Below are 12,915 nucleotides of genomic sequence, written 5' to 3' on the forward strand. Positions count from 1 at the left end.
TGCACGAGATGTGCGACCGAACCCTCGTGCCCTCCAGTGCGACGTTGGAATCCCTTGCAGCGAACGGGGTTCCGCGACTGCACAGGTGGGGCCGGGGCGTCGACACGCAGTTGTTCAACCCCGCTCGCCGTGACGAGGAGTTGCGTCGTGAATGGATGGGTGAGCGGGAGCGGTTGATCGTCGGGTTCGTCGGACGATTGGCGCCGGAGAAGCATGTGGAACGATTGGCGTCGCTGGCGCACGACGACTCGCTGCGGCTGGTGATCGTCGGTGACGGACCCGAACGCGCGCGGTTGACACGACTGCTGCCGAACGCGGTGTTCACCGGGGAGTTGCGGGGTGTCGAGTTGGCCCGCGCGTACGCCAGCCTGGACGTCTTCGCGCATGCGGGCGAGCACGAGACCTTCTGTCAGGCGATCCAGGAGGCGATGGCGTCGGGCTTGCCCGTGGTCGGCCCCGACGCCGGGGGGCCGAGGGATCTGGTGTCGGCGTGGCGGACAGGATATCTCCTCGAACCGGCGTCGTATTCGGCGAAATTGCCCGAGGTGATCGACGTGCTGCGCGAGGACGCGCATCGCGCAGCGATGGGTCGGGCTGGGCTGGCCGCGGTGCGTGATCGCAGCTGGCCCGCGATCTGCGAGCAGCTGGTCGGGCACTACCGCGCCGTGATCGCTGCGCAGGGCGGACTGACCGACGGGATGCGGCTCGCCGGGTAGTAGCGTGGTCGCCATGGCCATCACCGACCGCGCAGGTCTCGACAAGGCGCCTGCCGAGGTCGCCGCCATGTTCGACGGCGTCGCGAAGCGCTACGACATCACGAACACGGTGCTCTCCTTCGCACAGGACCGTCGGTGGCGCAAGGCCACTCGTAAGGCGTTGGCGCTCGGCCCCTCGGACGTGGTGTTGGATCTCGCAGCGGGTACCGCGGTGTCGACCGTCGAACTGTCGGCGTCGGGGGCGAAGTGCATCGCCGCCGACTTCTCGCTGGGCATGTTGAAAGCGGGCGCCGACCGTGACGTGCCGAAGGTGGCGGCCGACGCGCTGGCACTGCCGTTCGCCGACGGTTCGTTCGACGCCGCCACGATCTCGTTCGGGCTGCGCAATGTCAACGACGTCGCGGTCGCGCTGGGTGAGCTCAACCGTGTGCTGAAAACCGGTGGGCGACTGGCGATCTGCGAGTTCTCGACGCCGACGTTCGGGCCATTCCGCACCGTGTACATGGAGTACCTGATGAAGGCGCTGCCCGCGGTGGCCACCAAGGTGTCGAGCAATCCAGCGGCGTATGTGTATCTGGCGGAATCGATCAGGGCGTGGCCTGACCAGTTCGGTCTGGGCGACCTGATCCGCGACGCGGGCTTCACCGACGTGCGCTGGCAGAACCTCACCGGCGGGATCGCCGCTGTGCACACCGGCCGCAAGGCGTAGCGCGAGCCGGAGCGGATCCAACGGACCGGGGTTGATGAACGGCCGGCGCTGATCGACGAGCGAGCGCTGATAGCGAGCGGGCGATGATCAGCGAGCCGTGGGCTGGTTGAAGCGGTGGGGTGCGTACACGATCGTGACGTGAGCGGAGAGCCGAGGAGATAATTGTCGTGGCGGTCCGCTGAGGACCGGATTGTGTATGCAGTCGGGCGGCAACCGGGCGGGCTGTGTGCGGTCGGACCAAGTGGCTGGCCTCGTGTCGTTTGCAGACGTGTGTGGTGTCGAAGGATGTGGGCGGTGCAGCACTCTCACCCTTCGATACAACACACGTATGGCTGGAGGATGCCGCTACGCCGAAGTCTTGTGCGCCACAGGGCAGCCCGTGGGGAAGGTGCCGAGGTCCTCAACGCGGTAACCGTTCGGGTAGCCCCGGACCTCGGCGGTGTCGATGGCGAAGACCGATTCGGTGCGCGGGGTGGCGAAGTAGCGGATCGCCAGTCCGCGTGCCTTGAGGCCTGCGGCCACGAGAACTCGCTCGGCGCGGGTGGGATGCGGGTAGCCGAAGGCGTCGAGAAGTGGCTCGTCCATGAGAGCGCGGGCGAGACGCTTGACCAGCGATGCCGGGAGCAGCTTGTACGGCATGAAGGTGGTGAGGAGCTCGAGGGTCGAATCCGCCACTGCGCGTGAGCCTTCGCGAAAGGCGAAGTTCTCGCGCTCGTAGGAGTCCATCAGCGTTTCGAACTCGGCGAAGGTCTCGGGGATGTCCTTGATCCCCATGTACTTCCCCAGCGTGCGGTAGTAGTTGGTGACGCCATCGATCTCGCGCTGGGTGAGCGAACGCCACTCGTACGCGTTGATCCAGCGCGGTGGGCAGACGACGAATGTGGCGAGCACGTAGAGCATGTCGTCGTTGGAGATGTCGTAGCGACCGTGCATCTGATTGATTCGGCGAATGGCTGCGTGCCCCTCACCGCCCGGCTCGAAGCCGTGTTCGACGGGTGCGGACAGCAGCAGAGCGGTGTCGTCGTAGCGCTTCTGTACCTCGTCGGTGAATTGTGAAGTCTCGTAGAGCAACTCGCCGATCGACGGAACCGCGTAGGTGCGGAACAGTGCAAAGCTCAGTGCCTGGGTGGTGCCCCAGACGAACTCCTTGGTGGACAGTTCGAGTGCGTACGTACGCGGATCCTCGGCAGGGTCGACGGCGGCGAGTTCGTCGCGGCGCCGATAGCGCTCACGTCTGCGCGCCGAGATCTGCCCGAAGAGTCGCGACGACAGTGTTTGCGCAGGCATGAGGATCTCCCAGGGTTGGCGATGTGTGCTGCGACACAGTTATACGTGGAACGTATCACGCATAACGTCTCACACCAATGGTCGTGACGTCGGCCGCCGCAGCCGAGCGCCGACTCAGACGAACGGGGGTCGGTGGTCGACCCGCGTGGAGACCCGTCCTACGCCGCGCCAGACGCGGGCGACCATGTCGGCGTCGTCGTCGGTGATCAGATTGCCCATCACGCGCACGACCAGCGACATGAGTCCCGCCGACCTGATTCCCGGTCGGCCGAGCAGCGGTACCGCTGTGGGGACCGTCAGCACTCCGGCGAGTCGTCGGGCTGCGGAGAAGGCGAGCCCGTAGTGGTCGATGAGAGTTCGCTGCCATTCGAGGGTGTGGTCGGGGGCGCCGAGACGCTCGGCGGCCAGTCTGCCGGTTTCGAGGGCGTAGTCGATGCCCTCGCCGTTGAGCGGATTCACGCACGCGGCGGCGTCGCCGATCAGCATCCAGTTCGGCCCGGCAACGCCCGAGACCGCGCCACCCATCGGGAGTAGCGCAGATGTCAGCCGAACAGGCTCCCCGGTGATCTGCCACTCGTCGGCCACCATGCGCGCGTAATGCTCGAGGATCGGACGTAAAGCCATGTGCGCGGGACGTTTCGACGTCGCGAGCGCGCCGACACCGACGTTCAGCAGGCCGACTGCGGAGTCCTCGGTGTCCGGTCGTGCGCCAGCCGCGTGAGCGGAGCCGCCGAGCGGGAAGACCCAGCCGTAGCCCGGCAGGAGCGCGTCGTCGGGGGCGCGCAGTTCGAGGTGTGAGCCCATCCAGTTCTCGTCCGCGCGCCGCGACGGGACGTATGCGCGAGCTGCGACGCCGAATGCCGTGTTGCGGTGCCACTCACGGCCGAGCTTCTTGCCAAGCGTCGAACGCACCCCGTCGGCGACGATCACCTCACGAACCCTGATGGTGCGCGGTCCGTCGGCGCCGTCGACGGTAACGGCAGTGATCCGGTCGCCGCTGCGCTCGACGTCGACGGCCTTGGCGCCCTGGCACATTCGTGCGCCCCGACTGACCGCCAGCGCGCGCAGCTCGTCGTCGAGTTCCATCCTGGTGATGGCGCTTCCGTGGGCGGGGAAGCGACCTGCGGGCCATGGGATGCGCTGGGTCGCGCCCCAGCCGTGCAGTTCGAGTCCGTCGATGCGCGGGCTGGCGGCGAGGCGGTCGGCGAATCCGAGGTCGACGAGTTCGGCGGTCGCGCGCGGTGTCAGGCCGTCGCCGCAGGTCTTGTCACGCGGAAAGACGGCGGCGTCGAGGAGTACGACGTCGTGGCCGGCAGCGGCGGCATGGGCGGCAGCAGCGGACCCGCCCGGGCCTGCGCCGACCACGAGGACGTCGGCGCTCTCGGGGATCTGGCTCGTCACCCGACCAGTATGTCGTCCACCCGCGCGAGCGCTGCAGTCCCGCCCGTTGATCCCGTCGGCGCGGACGCGAGCACTCCCGCCGAGTCGCGCGCACGTGCGCACCGACTAGGCTCGGCGGAGTGAAGTCGACTTTCGCGGGGCTGGATCTGGGTTCCGAAGAGTTCGCGGGCACGGTGCGGACGGCGTTGGCCCAGGTAGAGGAATTGTTGCTGTCGGAACTGGCGTCGGGCGACGACGTCATGACGGAGGCTGCGACACACCTGGCCAAGGCGGGTGGCAAGCGGTTCCGCCCGATGTTCGCGATCCTCTCCGCGCAGTTCGGTCCGCGTCCGGATGCGAGCGAAGTGATCACGGCAGCGACGGTCGTGGAGATGATCCACCTCGCGACGCTCTACCACGACGACGTCATGGACGAGGCCCCGATGCGACGCGGCGCGCAGAGCGCCAACGCGCGCTGGTCCAACAGCATCGCGATCCTGTCCGGCGACTATCTGTTCGCGCGTGCATCGCGACTGGTGTCGACGCTTGGCCCGGAGTCGGTGCGGATCATCGCCGAGACCTTCGCGGAACTGGTCACGGGGCAGATGCGCGAGACGATCGGCGCCCGCGACGCCGATCCCATCGACCACTACCTGAAAGTGGTGTGGGAGAAGACCGGTTCGCTGATCGCCGCGGCAGGTCGGTTCGGCGCGATGACCTCTGGGGCCACGGTCGACGACATCGAGCGCCTCTCACGACTCGGCGACATCGTCGGCACCGCATTCCAGCTCTCCGACGACATCATCGACATCAGCTCCCCGACAGGTGATTCGGGCAAAACGCCGGGAACGGACCTGCGTGAGGGTGTGCACACGCTCCCGGTGCTGTACGCGTTGGCCGACGACAACGCCTCGTCGAAGAGGCTGCGGCAACTGCTCGTCGACGACGGAGGTTCGGCGCGACCGCTGACCGACGACGCCGAGGTCGCCGAAGCGCTCGGCCTGCTCGTCGGGTCGCGCGGGATGGCGCAGGCGAACGCGACGCTGCGCGGTTACGCCGATGAGGCGGGGCAGGTTCTCGGAGCCCTTCCCGACGGCCCGGCACATGCGGCGTTCACCTCGTTGGTGGATTACACGATCGCCCGCACCGGGTAGGGCCGACGGTGTACGACGCCGCGCGGAAACCGAAACGGACCCTGGATCGTTTGAGGGACTGAGAGCCCCGGCATGGCGTCGGCGGCGAGATCGGACGAGGATCTGATGCGAAACGGTGTGAAGACTGCGCTCCTGCTCGGCACTATGTCGGCGTTGATCGTGGCAATCGGTGCGTGCTTCCGGAGCCCGGCAGTCCTCTGGGGTTCGGTGATCCTCGCGATCGCGGTGAACGCCTACGTGTATTTCAACAGCGCGAAGATGTCGCTCAAGGCGATGCATGCGCAGCCCGTGACCGAGGTCGAGGCGCCCGTGCTGTACCGGATCGTCCGTGAGTTGGCGACGCAGGCGCGACAGCCCATGCCTGCGCTGTACATCAGCCCCACGGAGTCACCGAACGCGTTCGCGACCGGACGCAATCCCAAGAACGCGGCTGTCTGCTGCACCGCAGGCATTCTGCGGCTGCTCGACGAACGCGAGCTACGCGCCGTGCTCGGGCATGAACTGTCGCACGTCTACAACCGTGACATCCTGATCAGCTCGGTCGCGGGCGCGATGGCCGCGATCATCAGCGGCCTGGCGAACTTTGCGATGTTCTTCGGGATGTCGGGCAACCGCAACAACGGACCCAATCCGATCGCGCTGATCCTCATCTCGCTGCTCGGACCGTTCGCCGCGACGCTCATCAAACTCGCGGTCTCGAGGTCGCGGGAGTACCAAGCCGATCAGTCGGGCGCGGCGCTGACCAACGATCCGTTGGCCCTGGCGTCGGCACTGGCCAAGATCTCCGGCGGCATCCAGGTGGCGCCGCTGCCCCCGCAGCCCGACATCGCGGCGCAGAGCCACGCGATGATCGAGAGCCCATTCCGTGCCACCGACCGCATGGCCAAGCTGTTCTCGACGCACCCGCCGACCGAGGAGCGCATCAGGCGACTGCAGGAGATGGCGCGCCGCGGGGTGTAGATTCCGCGGGCCCGCGCACTTCCTCAGCGGGTCGTCGAGTGAGGCTCGACGAGCGGAGCGAGGAGGCTCGGAGCGAGAACGGGCCCGCGCAGAGAATCAGCGGTAGTTGACGAACTGCAGGGCGATGCCGAAGTCCTCGCCCTTGAGTAGCGCGATGACTGCCTGGAGGTCGTCGCGCTTCTTGCTCGAGACACGCAGCTCGTCGCCCTGGATCTGTGCCTTGACGCCCTTGGGTCCCTCGTCGCGGATCTTCTTGGAGATCTTCTTGGCGTGTTCGGAGTCGATGCCCTGCACCAGGTTGCCGGAGATCTTGTAGGTCTTGCCCGACGCCTGCACCTCGCCGGCGTCGAACGCCTTGAGCGAGATGTCGCGGCGGATCAGCTTCTCCTTGAACACCTCGAGCCCTGCTTGAGCGCGCTCCTCGGCGTCGGAGGTGATCACGATCGTCTCCTCGCCGGACCAGTCGATGCCGGTGTTGGTGCCGCGGAAGTCGTAGCGCTGCGAGAGTTCCTTCGCGGCCTGGTTGAGGGCGTTGTCGACCTCTTGGCGATCGATCTTGCTCACCACGTCGAACGATGAATCAGCCATGGGTCACAGCCTAGCCCGCGGACTCTCGCGCTCTGGGGGGCAGTGGTCCGGCAGCCGGGTCGGCGCGCCTCACAGAGCGCTGAACTGCACGTTTGCGTCAACGGCCGGGATTCGTTGTATTCTTCTCGGCGTTGTTCGTGCGGCCTCGCGGGGCTTGCTCGGAACGACACGGCAGGTTGCCCGAGCGGCCAAAGGGAGCGGACTGTAAATCCGTCGCGCAAGCTACATAGGTTCGAATCCTATACCTGCCACAGCGAGGTGAACGTGCAGTCGGCGGTCCATCGGAGAGCTGGTAGAGCAGCGATTTGGTGAGCCGCCGCCTCGGTGTGTAACCTCGTTAAGGCTCTCCGGACGCCCACACGGGCTGCCGGAAACGCCCCCTTAGCTCAGTCGGCAGAGCGTTTCCATGGTAAGGAAAAGGTCGACGGTTCGATTCCGTCAGGGGGCTCGGTAGGACTTGAACGCCCGACGCCGCAGCGCCACCGCGAGGACTGCGTCCACGCTGACGGAGTTCTGAGTCTCCATGGCGGTGTAGCTCAGCTGGTTAGAGCGCACGACTCATAATCGTGAGGTCGAGGGATCGAGTCCCTCCACCGCTACACGTAAGGCTTGTCGCGCGGCCCGGGTCGGGCGAGGCGGCGCCTAGTGCTCCGACGACACAGACCCACCCGAAAGAAGGCGAACCCAGTGGCTTCCTCAACTGACGTGCGGCCCAAGATCACCCTGGCTTGCGAGGTGTGCAAGCACCGCAACTACATCACCAAGAAGAACCGTCGCAACGATCCCGATCGTCTCGAGATCAAGAAGTTCTGCCCGAACTGCGGCAAGCACCAGGCGCACAAGGAATCGCGCTAGTCAGCTCCGCCGACGGACATGCTGTCGTCGAGTGCGCTGATCGGGGATTGCCGTATCGATGACTGCCGGTCGGCCGATTTCCGCTGACGGAGTCGCCCGTCGGGCGCTCGCTCGGCCGTCGCAATCTCGTCCTACGGCGCGGTGCGTGTCGGCGTCGAGCGGGATGCGCGACCTGCGCGGTCCGTCGTAACGGGAAGCGCTCCACGAAGTTTTTCAACTGCGGGCTGTCTCACACGAGGCGGCCCGCAGTTGTCGTTCAGATGAAGTATTTCAGTACAGTTGCCTGCGAGTATGTGTCGGAGACGAGGACCGGACAGCCCCGGCCGTCGGACCCGCAGGCGAGTGCAGCAAGGAGATCAGCCGATGTCACAGATCACCGACAGCGAGATCCAGGAACGGATCGAAGCACTGAAAAGTGGTGTGAAGCTGACTCCCGAAGAGATCGCCGCGCACACGAAATCGATGGTCGGCTACAACTACACCGTCGACGATTATTACGAGGTCGGCCGCGAAGAAGTGCGTAAGCACGCACGCGCCGTGCAGGATGCGCACCCCGTCCATTGGGACGAGGATGCGGCCAAGGCGATGGGCCACGACACGCTGATCGCGGCACCCACGTTCGTGTCGGTTCTCGGGATCATCGCGCAGCGTCGACTCTTCGAAGACGTCGTCACCGGCTACGACCTGTGGCAGATCATGCAGACCGACCAGCGACTGATCTTCCACCAGCCCATCAAGGTCGGTGACCGGTTGATCTGCGACGTCTCGCTGGAGTCGTTCCGTCAGATGGGCGGCGCCGACGTGATGGTCACCAAGAACATCATCTGGAACCAGCACGACGAGCCGGTGATGACCACCTTCACCAGCCTGGTCGCGCGTCCAGCGGTCGACGCCGATCCCGAGGTCCTCGACGAACTCGAGCACGTCATGATGAAGGTCGACAAGGAGCCCACGCTCCCACGGAGCGTCCACGGACCCTTCGACCGCTACAACGATGCGGACCCGGTCGTCGCGCCGAAGCCGTATGCGGCCATCAGCTTTGACGGCCTCGAAGTCGGTCAGGAACTCCCGCCGATGACGAAGACACTCACGCGCGGCAACCTGGTCAACTATGCGGGCGTCGCCGGGGATCCCAACCCGATCCACTTCTCCGACGAGATCGCCAAGGTCATCGGGCTGGAGACCGTCGTCGCACACGGCATGCAGACGATGGGTCTCGGTGCGAGCTTCATCACCGAGTTCGTCGGTGATCCCGCAGCGATCTACGAGTACAACGTGCGATTCACGAGCCCGGTGTACGTCCACCCCGACACCTATGCCGACATCGATTTCACGGGCAAGATCAAGTCACTCGACCCGGAGACCCGACGCGGCGTGATCACCATCGTCGCCAAGCAGGGCGACCGCAAGATCTTCGGCCGCGCGCAGGCGCACGTGCAGTTCAATTGACGGGGCGGTCGGTCCGGAAAGGCTCGACCAGGCGCTCGCGACGCTCAGCTGACGGAGATCGGCCGGATGTGGACCGGCTTGCCGAGCGCGATGCGACACAGCGCTCGCACCGAGTCGACGGCGCCGTCGGGCACGTCGGCCGACGGTGAGGCGCCGGGGTGCTGTCGCGCGATGCGGGCACGCAGGACTCGATGCCGGATCTCGAACCGCACCGGCGCCGTGAGCGTTGCGGCCTCGCCGTCGATGCCGGCGTTGAGGTCGGTGTCCGAATCGATCTCGAACGTCGGGGCCACCCACTCACTCCACAGATGTTGGAGGCGTTCGGAACCCGGCCGCGACGCCGGATCTGCGATGACGGCGACGCCGAGCAGCCCGTCTTCGATGCTGGGTCTGGTGCCCGACCCGATGATGTGTCCGAGACGGTACTGGTTGTTGGACACCATGATCGCCGCGACGGACTCGTGCGCAGTGCCGTGCGGGTCGTGCCAGGAGACCGACGGCTGATCGGAGTTCGGACCCAGCACCTGCGACGCGACGTCGAGCAAGGTTTTGGCTTTCGCGTTGCGGTAGCTCTCGCGCTGAACCGCCTCGCCGTAGACGCCGAGTGAGACGTTGTTGACGAAGACCTGTCCGTTGACGACGCCGAGGTCGACGCGGCGTTCGCCACCCTCGACGAAGGAGTCGAGTGCTCCGACGGCGTCGTCGCGGTCGACGCCGAGGTCGAGGGCGAAGTGGTTACGCGTGCCCGAGGGGATGCACGCGTACGGCAGATCGTGCGACGCCGCGACGTCGGCGACCACCGCCTGCGAACCGTCGCCGCCGGCCATCGCGAGTCCGTCGGCGCCGTCGGCGACAGCACCCTCGGCGAGGGCTCGTAGATCGTCTCCCTTGACCAGTTCGACGGTCCGGTAGCCTCGACGTTCCGCTTCGTCGGCGAGGTGGAGCCGGTCGGCCTTCCCGTCGCCGGAGCGTCGGTTGTAGATGAGGACGGGGTTGGTCGGGGGAGCGACGACGGGCAGCGGCACCGAGATGCGGAACGCCCGAGCTGCCGCTGCGATCGCGAGCGCGAAGAGAGCGATCACCACGAGCGTGCCGACCAGCAGCCACCAGCTGCGCATCACCACCACCACGATCGCGACGACCGCCAGGATCACTGCGACGATCAGCTCAGCGAGGCGTCGGGTTCCGATGTTGAACAATCCGTCGATCGCCAGCCCGGCCGCGACGAGCAGGAGCACCAGCGCGATGAGTCCGACCGGGAACTGTGCCGCGGCCGATATCACGGCGAGCACCACCCCGGCGGCACCCGCGACGAGGGAGAGGATGGCAGCACCGCGTCGTTGTCCCGCAGATCTTGTCATCTGCTCACGATACGCAGCCGACCAGTCGTGACGTGGGACATCCGCGCCCGCAGCGAGGTGCTGTCACGGGTGCGACTCCGGACGGTGAACGCAGCGCACGCGATGACCGCGAGACCACCGCCGACGACGCCGAGTGAGAGCGCCTCACCGAGCAGCAGCGCAGACCACGCCACCGACAGCACCGGCTGGACGAGTTGGGTCTGGCTGACGACGGTCATCGGGCCGATCGCGAGACCTCGATACCAGGCGAAGAATCCGAGGAACATGCTGACCCCGCACAGATAGGCGAACGCCGACCACTGTGCGGTCGTGATGTCGGTGGGCGGGTGTAGGTGGATCGACCGCGCCGACACGACGGCCATGACGGGCAGCGCGAGCACCAGGGCCCAGCAGATGGTCTGCCACGCGCCGAGTTCGCGCGCGAGAATGCCACCCTGCGCGTACCCGATCGCACCGAGCAGGACAGCGCAGATCAGGTAGAGGTCGTCGACGCCGCCGCCCGACGTCCCGCCATGCGCCACGAACGCGAACACCACCGTGGCGGCGGCGCCCGCGCTCGCGCCGATCCAGAAACGCAGACCGGGGCGTTCGCGGGTGAGCGTGACCGCGACCACGGCGGTCATGGTGGGCAGGAGTCCGACGATGACCGCGGCATGCCCGGAGTCGGAATGTCGCAGCGCCAGCGAGGTGAACAACGGGAAGCCGACGACGACGCCCGCGGCGACGGGGATCAGGCGAAGCCAGTGCCGGGCGGAGGGGATTGCCGTGCGGGTGATACCGAGAGCGAACACCGCCAGTGCCGCTGCGACGACGGCCCTGCCGCAACCGACGAGGAGTGGATCGAGTCCCGGGGAGTCCGAAGAGCCGACGGCGATGCGGGTGAAAGGAACCGAGAACGAGAACGCGGCGACCCCGACCAAACCCCAGAGCAGTCCACTGGCTCGCGTACGCGGCGATAGCGCAGGAGTGAAGCGTCCGATAGCGCTACTATCAATATTCATGTCCGACGATAGCAGTGCGCCGATAGTGCGTCACCTGAGAACGCTAGCCGACCGGCAGCCTGCCGGGTCGCGACTGCCGTCGACGCGCGCATTGGCGAAGCAGTTCGGTGCGGGTCCGGTCACGGTGCAACGCGCGCTCGCGGCGCTCGTTGCCGAGGGGATCGTCGAAACACGCTCAGGTGAAGGAACATTCGTGGCGTTTCGACGTCGCGACGCGCGGCGCGACGTCGGGTGGCAAACCGCAGCACTCGGACCCGACCGCTCGGGAGTTCCCGTGACGGCGTCGACGCTGCGCATGGTTCCGCACGACACCATCGCGATGCACGGGGGATACCCCGACGCCGAACTGCTACCGCAGGACTCGGTCGCGGCAGCGGTGCGTCGGGTGTCGCGGCGTGCGGACGCGTTCACACGACCGCCCGTCGCGGGAGTTCCGGAGTTGCGTCGCTGGTTCGTGAGCGATCTCGTCGGCGAAAGCACTGCGGGGGGTGGGGGATGGCGCGACTCCGACGTCGTCATCACCTCCGGTGGCCAGGCCGCGCTCGCTGCGACCATGCGAGCGATCGCCGCGCCGGGAGACGCGATCGTGATGGAGTCGCCGACCTACTGGGGCGCGATAGCGGCGGCGCGGCAGGCGGGCCTCGTGATCGTGCCCGTGCCGAGGACCGCCGGGGCGCCGAGCGCAGCCGATCTCGACTCGGCGTTCGCCACCTCGGGCGCACGTGTCTTCTACGCGCAGCCGAACTATGCCAACCCGACCGGCGAGCAGTGGTCGGCGCAGCAGCGCGCGGAGGTTCTCGACGTGGTGGCAGCGCATCGCGCGTTCGTCGTCGAGGACGACTGGGCGCATGACTTCGGCATCGACGCCGCTCCACGCACACTCGTTTCCGCGGATGTGAACGGCCACGTCGTCTACCTGAGGTCGCTGACGAAGAGCATGTCGCTGTCGATCAGGGTTGCCGCGGTGATGGCGCACGGGCCGGTGCGACAGCGCATCGAGAGCGCATTGGCGCTCTCCGACCTGTACGTCTCGCCGCTCCTGCAGCTCGCAGCGCTCGACGTCGTGACGCGATCCACATGGCGGACGTCGCTGCAGCGGCTGCGTCGCGGGCTCGGGGCCCGCCGCGACGCGCTGCTCGACGCACTGGCCGCCGAGCCGTCACTGACCGCGACACGACCGCCGGGAGGGCTGCACCTGTGGGTCCGTCTGCCCGATGTGGGCGACGGGGGTGTGCCCACCGACTCCGACGTCGTCGCGGCGCGGGCACTTGCACGCGGGCTGTCGGTGGTCGCGGGCCGCGAGTGGTTCCCCGCCGAACCGACCGGCCCGTACGTGCGGTTGAGCTATGCGGCGGCGGGCCCCGACCGCTACGCCGAGGCGGTGGAGATCCTCGCCGAGTCGTGTTAGCCGGTGTTCTGACCGTACGGGTGGGATTGCGGTTGCCCAGAGGTGCG

The 12,915-nt window shown here is 67.0% G+C and carries 12 protein-coding genes and 3 tRNA genes; 10 read left to right on the forward strand and 5 right to left on the reverse strand.

Annotated elements, in window-relative coordinates:
• The coding region (locus GOOTI_RS13695; protein WP_007239198.1) for a glycosyltransferase at positions 1-716 on the forward strand (716 nt) is incomplete at its 5' end.
• 13 nt (positions 717-729) lie between these two features.
• Positions 730-1,425, forward strand: coding sequence for a demethylmenaquinone methyltransferase (locus tag GOOTI_RS13700; protein ID WP_007239199.1), 696 nt, complete (start codon positions 730-732; stop codon positions 1,423-1,425).
• A gap of 345 nt (positions 1,426-1,770) precedes the next feature.
• Here GOOTI_RS13700 and GOOTI_RS13705 read toward each other — a convergent pair whose 3' ends face one another.
• Positions 1,771-2,712 (reverse strand): oxygenase MpaB family protein, encoded by a 942-nt coding sequence (locus tag GOOTI_RS13705; protein ID WP_007239200.1) that lies wholly within the window; start codon positions 2,710-2,712, stop codon positions 1,771-1,773.
• Between the two features lie 114 nt (positions 2,713-2,826).
• Positions 2,827-4,113, reverse strand: coding sequence for a geranylgeranyl reductase family protein (locus tag GOOTI_RS13710; protein ID WP_007239201.1), 1,287 nt, complete (start codon positions 4,111-4,113; stop codon positions 2,827-2,829).
• A 119-nt stretch (positions 4,114-4,232) separates the two neighbouring features.
• Here GOOTI_RS13710 and GOOTI_RS13715 point away from each other — a divergent pair, with 119 nt between their 5' ends.
• Together GOOTI_RS13715 and htpX are read left to right on the forward strand one after the other, a co-directional pair.
• Positions 4,233-5,246: a polyprenyl synthetase family protein gene (locus GOOTI_RS13715; protein WP_007239202.1), complete on the forward strand. Its 1,014-nt coding sequence runs from the start codon at positions 4,233-4,235 to the stop codon at positions 5,244-5,246.
• Between the two features lie 105 nt (positions 5,247-5,351).
• Positions 5,352-6,206 carry a zinc metalloprotease HtpX gene (gene htpX, locus GOOTI_RS13720; RefSeq protein WP_007239203.1) on the forward strand — a complete coding sequence of 285 codons (855 nt, stop codon included), beginning with the start codon at positions 5,352-5,354 and terminating at the stop codon, positions 6,204-6,206.
• Between the two features lie 96 nt (positions 6,207-6,302).
• Here htpX and GOOTI_RS13725 read toward each other — a convergent pair whose 3' ends face one another.
• On the reverse strand, positions 6,303-6,794 hold the full coding sequence (locus GOOTI_RS13725) for a YajQ family cyclic di-GMP-binding protein (protein WP_005169630.1): 492 nt from the start codon (positions 6,792-6,794) through the stop codon (positions 6,303-6,305).
• A gap of 170 nt (positions 6,795-6,964) precedes the next feature.
• Here GOOTI_RS13725 and GOOTI_RS13730 point away from each other — a divergent pair.
• From GOOTI_RS13730 to GOOTI_RS13750, 5 genes are all read left to right on the forward strand, one after another.
• Positions 6,965-7,045: transfer RNA gene (locus GOOTI_RS13730), tRNA-Tyr, on the forward strand.
• 124 nt (positions 7,046-7,169) lie between these two features.
• Positions 7,170-7,242: transfer RNA gene (locus GOOTI_RS13735), tRNA-Thr, on the forward strand.
• A gap of 77 nt (positions 7,243-7,319) precedes the next feature.
• Positions 7,320-7,393 (forward strand) — tRNA-Met (locus tag GOOTI_RS13740).
• A gap of 88 nt (positions 7,394-7,481) precedes the next feature.
• Complete coding sequence (gene rpmG, locus GOOTI_RS13745) at positions 7,482-7,649, forward strand: 50S ribosomal protein L33 (protein ID WP_003929651.1); 168 nt, start codon at positions 7,482-7,484, stop codon at positions 7,647-7,649.
• 363 nt (positions 7,650-8,012) lie between these two features.
• Complete coding sequence (locus GOOTI_RS13750) at positions 8,013-9,098, forward strand: fused (3R)-hydroxyacyl-ACP dehydratase subunits HadA/HadB (protein WP_007239204.1); 1,086 nt, start codon at positions 8,013-8,015, stop codon at positions 9,096-9,098.
• Positions 9,099-9,142: 44 nt separating this feature from the next.
• Here GOOTI_RS13750 and GOOTI_RS13755 read toward each other — a convergent pair whose 3' ends face one another.
• Complete coding sequence (locus tag GOOTI_RS13755; RefSeq protein WP_007239205.1) at positions 9,143-10,459, reverse strand: diacylglycerol/lipid kinase family protein; 1,317 nt, start codon at positions 10,457-10,459, stop codon at positions 9,143-9,145.
• Positions 10,456-11,460 (reverse strand): DMT family transporter, encoded by a 1,005-nt coding sequence (locus GOOTI_RS13760; protein ID WP_083835918.1) that lies wholly within the window; start codon positions 11,458-11,460, stop codon positions 10,456-10,458. The genes GOOTI_RS13755 and GOOTI_RS13760 overlap by 4 nt, the downstream gene beginning before the upstream one ends.
• On the opposite strand from GOOTI_RS13760, the gene GOOTI_RS13765 reads away from it, so the two are divergent.
• The gene (locus GOOTI_RS13765) at positions 11,459-12,868 is read left to right on the forward strand and encodes an aminotransferase-like domain-containing protein (RefSeq protein ID WP_039994114.1); all 1,410 of its coding nucleotides are present in this window, start codon (positions 11,459-11,461) and stop codon (positions 12,866-12,868) included. The two genes, GOOTI_RS13760 and GOOTI_RS13765, sit on opposite strands and share 2 nt — an antisense overlap.
• Positions 12,869-12,915 lie beyond the last annotated feature (47 nt).

The sequence above is a fragment of the Gordonia otitidis NBRC 100426 genome, from assembly GCF_000248075.1.
Taxonomy (GTDB): Bacteria; Actinomycetota; Actinomycetes; order Mycobacteriales; family Mycobacteriaceae; genus Gordonia; species Gordonia otitidis.

Excerpts from the sequence above, each read along its gene's own strand:
- htpX (WP_007239203.1), top strand. The coding sequence starts at position 5,352 with ATGCGAAACGGTGTGAAGACTGCGCTCCTGCTCGGCACTATGTCGGCG.
- GOOTI_RS13705 (WP_007239200.1), bottom strand. The coding sequence starts at position 2,712 with ATGCCTGCGCAAACACTGTCGTCGCGACTCTTCGGGCAGATCTCGGCG.
- GOOTI_RS13700 (WP_007239199.1), top strand. The coding sequence starts at position 730 with ATGGCCATCACCGACCGCGCAGGTCTCGACAAGGCGCCTGCCGAGGTC.
- GOOTI_RS13765 (WP_039994114.1), top strand. The coding sequence starts at position 11,459 with ATGTCCGACGATAGCAGTGCGCCGATAGTGCGTCACCTGAGAACGCTA.
- GOOTI_RS13750 (WP_007239204.1), top strand. The coding sequence starts at position 8,013 with ATGTCACAGATCACCGACAGCGAGATCCAGGAACGGATCGAAGCACTG.
- GOOTI_RS13725 (WP_005169630.1), bottom strand. The coding sequence starts at position 6,794 with ATGGCTGATTCATCGTTCGACGTGGTGAGCAAGATCGATCGCCAAGAG.
- GOOTI_RS13755 (WP_007239205.1), bottom strand. The coding sequence starts at position 10,459 with ATGACAAGATCTGCGGGACAACGACGCGGTGCTGCCATCCTCTCCCTC.
- GOOTI_RS13760 (WP_083835918.1), bottom strand. The coding sequence starts at position 11,460 with ATGAATATTGATAGTAGCGCTATCGGACGCTTCACTCCTGCGCTATCG.